Source organism: Pseudomonas reinekei, from assembly GCF_001945365.1.
Lineage (GTDB): Bacteria > Pseudomonadota > Gammaproteobacteria > Pseudomonadales > Pseudomonadaceae > Aquipseudomonas > Aquipseudomonas reinekei.
On record NZ_MSTQ01000039.1, the window covers coordinates 1 to 3,516 of the forward strand.

Annotated in this window: 2 tRNA genes and 2 rRNA genes; all 4 read right to left on the reverse strand. The window is 51.0% G+C overall.

What is annotated here, in order from left to right:
* Nucleotides 1-49: ribosomal RNA gene (rrf, locus tag BVK86_RS30670) — 5S ribosomal RNA — on the reverse strand; the annotation flags it as partial.
* Nucleotides 50-214: 165 nt separating this feature from the next.
* Nucleotides 215-3,106: ribosomal RNA gene (locus tag BVK86_RS28780) — 23S ribosomal RNA — on the reverse strand.
* 240 nt (nucleotides 3,107-3,346) lie between these two features.
* A tRNA-Ala gene (locus tag BVK86_RS28785) sits at nucleotides 3,347-3,422 on the reverse strand.
* 10 nt (nucleotides 3,423-3,432) lie between these two features.
* A tRNA-Ile gene (locus BVK86_RS28790) sits at nucleotides 3,433-3,509 on the reverse strand.
* Between the last annotated feature and the right edge of the window lie 7 nt (nucleotides 3,510-3,516).

Below are 3,516 nucleotides of genomic sequence, written 5' to 3' on the forward strand. Positions count from 1 at the left end.
CTGAGTTCGGGATGGGATCAGGTGGTTCCAATGCTCTATGGTCGTCAAGAAATTCGGTGTGCCGACTCGTCTTTCGACGCTTCAGCAAATTGGGTATGCGATAGTCTTGCGGTTTTGTGAACGATACGAACTTTCGGTTCATTGCGTCTTCACACACCGCAATCTGGTCTCTTTCGTTTCTTCAACTAGGAGCATCAAATTGCTTGGGTGTTATATGGTCAAGCCTCACGGGCAATTAGTATTGGTTAGCTCAACGCCTCACAGCGCTTACACACCCAACCTATCAACGTCGTAGTCTTCGACGGCCCTTCAGGGGACTCAAGGTCCCAGTGAGATCTCATCTTGAGGCTAGTTTCCCGCTTAGATGCTTTCAGCGGTTATCTATTCCGAACATAGCTACCCGGCAATGCCACTGGCGTGACAACCGGAACACCAGAGGTTCGTCCACTCCGGTCCTCTCGTACTAGGAGCAGCCCCTCTCAAATCTCAAACGTCCACGGCAGATAGGGACCGAACTGTCTCACGACGTTCTAAACCCAGCTCGCGTACCACTTTAAATGGCGAACAGCCATACCCTTGGGACCGGCTTCAGCCCCAGGATGTGATGAGCCGACATCGAGGTGCCAAACACCGCCGTCGATATGAACTCTTGGGCGGTATCAGCCTGTTATCCCCGGAGTACCTTTTATCCGTTGAGCGATGGCCCTTCCATACAGAACCACCGGATCACTAAGACCTACTTTCGTACCTGCTCGACGTGTCTGTCTCGCAGTCAAGCGCGCTTTTGCCTTTATACTCTACGACCGATTTCCGACCGGTCTGAGCGCACCTTCGTACTCCTCCGTTACTCTTTAGGAGGAGACCGCCCCAGTCAAACTACCCACCATACACTGTCCTCGATCCGGATAACGGACCTGAGTTAGAACCTCAAAGTTGCCAGGGTGGTATTTCAAGGATGGCTCCACGCGAACTGGCGTCCACGCTTCAAAGCCTCCCACCTATCCTACACAAGCAAATTCAAAGTCCAGTGCAAAGCTATAGTAAAGGTTCACGGGGTCTTTCCGTCTAGCCGCGGATACACTGCATCTTCACAGCGATTTCAATTTCACTGAGTCTCGGGTGGAGACAGCGCCGCCATCGTTACGCCATTCGTGCAGGTCGGAACTTACCCGACAAGGAATTTCGCTACCTTAGGACCGTTATAGTTACGGCCGCCGTTTACCGGGGCTTCGATCAAGAGCTTCGCGTTAGCTAACCCCATCAATTAACCTTCCGGCACCGGGCAGGCGTCACACCCTATACGTCCACTTTCGTGTTTGCAGAGTGCTGTGTTTTTAATAAACAGTCGCAGCGGCCTGGTATCTTCGACCGGCGTGGGCTTACGGAGCAAGTCCTTCACCCTCACCGGCGCACCTTCTCCCGAAGTTACGGTGCCATTTTGCCTAGTTCCTTCACCCGAGTTCTCTCAAGCGCCTTGGTATTCTCTACCCAACCACCTGTGTCGGTTTGGGGTACGGTTCCTGGTTACCTGAAGCTTAGAAGCTTTTCTTGGAAGCATGGCATCAACCACTTCGTGTTCTAAAAGAACACTCGTCATCAGCTCTCGGCCTTAAGATCCCGGATTTACCTAAGATCTCAGCCTACCACCTTAAACTTGGACAACCAACGCCAAGCTGGCCTAGCCTTCTCCGTCCCTCCATCGCAATAACCAGAAGTACAGGAATATTAACCTGTTTTCCATCGACTACGCTTTTCAGCCTCGCCTTAGGGACCGACTAACCCTGCGTCGATTAACGTTGCGCAGGAAACCTTGGTCTTTCGGCGTGGGTGTTTTTCACACCCATTGTCGTTACTCATGTCAGCATTCGCACTTCTGATACCTCCAGCAAGCTTCTCAACTCACCTTCACAGGCTTACAGAACGCTCCTCTACCGCATCACCTAAGTGATACCCGTAGCTTCGGTGTATGGTTTGAGCCCCGTTACATCTTCCGCGCAGGCCGACTCGACTAGTGAGCTATTACGCTTTCTTTAAAGGGTGGCTGCTTCTAAGCCAACCTCCTAGCTGTCTAAGCCTTCCCACATCGTTTCCCACTTAACCATAACTTTGGGACCTTAGCTGACGGTCTGGGTTGTTTCCCTTTTCACGACGGACGTTAGCACCCGCCGTGTGTCTCCCATGCTCGGCACTTGTAGGTATTCGGAGTTTGCATCGGTTTGGTAAGTCGGGATGACCCCCTAGCCGAAACAGTGCTCTACCCCCTACAGTGATACATGAGGCGCTACCTAAATAGCTTTCGAGGAGAACCAGCTATCTCCGAGCTTGATTAGCCTTTCACTCCGATCCACAGGTCATCCGCTAACTTTTCAACGGTAGTCGGTTCGGTCCTCCAGTCAGTGTTACCTAACCTTCAACCTGCCCATGGATAGATCGCCCGGTTTCGGGTCTATTCCCAGCGACTAGACGCCCTATTAAGACTCGCTTTCGCTACGCCTCCCCTATTCGGTTAAGCTCGCCACTGAAAATAAGTCGCTGACCCATTATACAAAAGGTACGCAGTCACAGAACAAAGTCTGCTCCCACTGCTTGTACGCATACGGTTTCAGGATCTATTTCACTCCCCTCTCCGGGGTTCTTTTCGCCTTTCCCTCACGGTACTAGTTCACTATCGGTCAGTCAGTAGTATTTAGCCTTGGAGGATGGTCCCCCCATATTCAGACAAAGTTTCTCGTGCTCCGTCCTACTCGATTTCATGACCAAGAGATTTTCGCGTACAGGGCTATCACCCACTATGGCCGCACTTTCCAGAGCGTTCCGCTAATCTCAAAGCCACTTAAGGGCTAGTCCCCGTTCGCTCGCCACTACTAAGGGAATCTCGGTTGATTTCTTTTCCTCAGGGTACTTAGATGTTTCAGTTCCCCTGGTTCGCCTCTTGCACCTATGTATTCAGTACAAGATAACCATCTTATGATGGCTGGGTTCCCCCATTCAGACATCTCCGGATCAAAGTCTGTTTGCCGACTCCCCGAAGCTTTTCGCAGGCTACCACGTCTTTCATCGCCTCTGACTGCCAAGGCATCCACCGTATGCGCTTCTTCACTTGACCATATAACCCCAAGCAATCTGGTTATACTGTGAAGACGACATTCGCCGAAAATTCGAATTTCTCAACTAAGAGAACTCACAAATTTTACCTTAGCCTGATCCGTTACCAGTGAAAGTAACGTTCAGTCTATCTTTCTATCACATACCCAAATTTTTAAAGAACGATCTAATCAAAAGACTAGAAATCAACATTCACCAGTGAATGCTCATTTCTAAGCTTTCAAACTTCAGAAGCAGTTTATGGTGGAGCCAAGCGGGATCGAACCGCTGACCTCCTGCGTGCAAGGCAGGCGCTCTCCCAGCTGAGCTATGGCCCCGTAACAAAATTGGTGGGTCTGGGCAGATTCGAACTGCCGACCTCACCCTTATCAGGGGTGCGCTCTAACCAACTGAGCTACAGACCCAATTTCG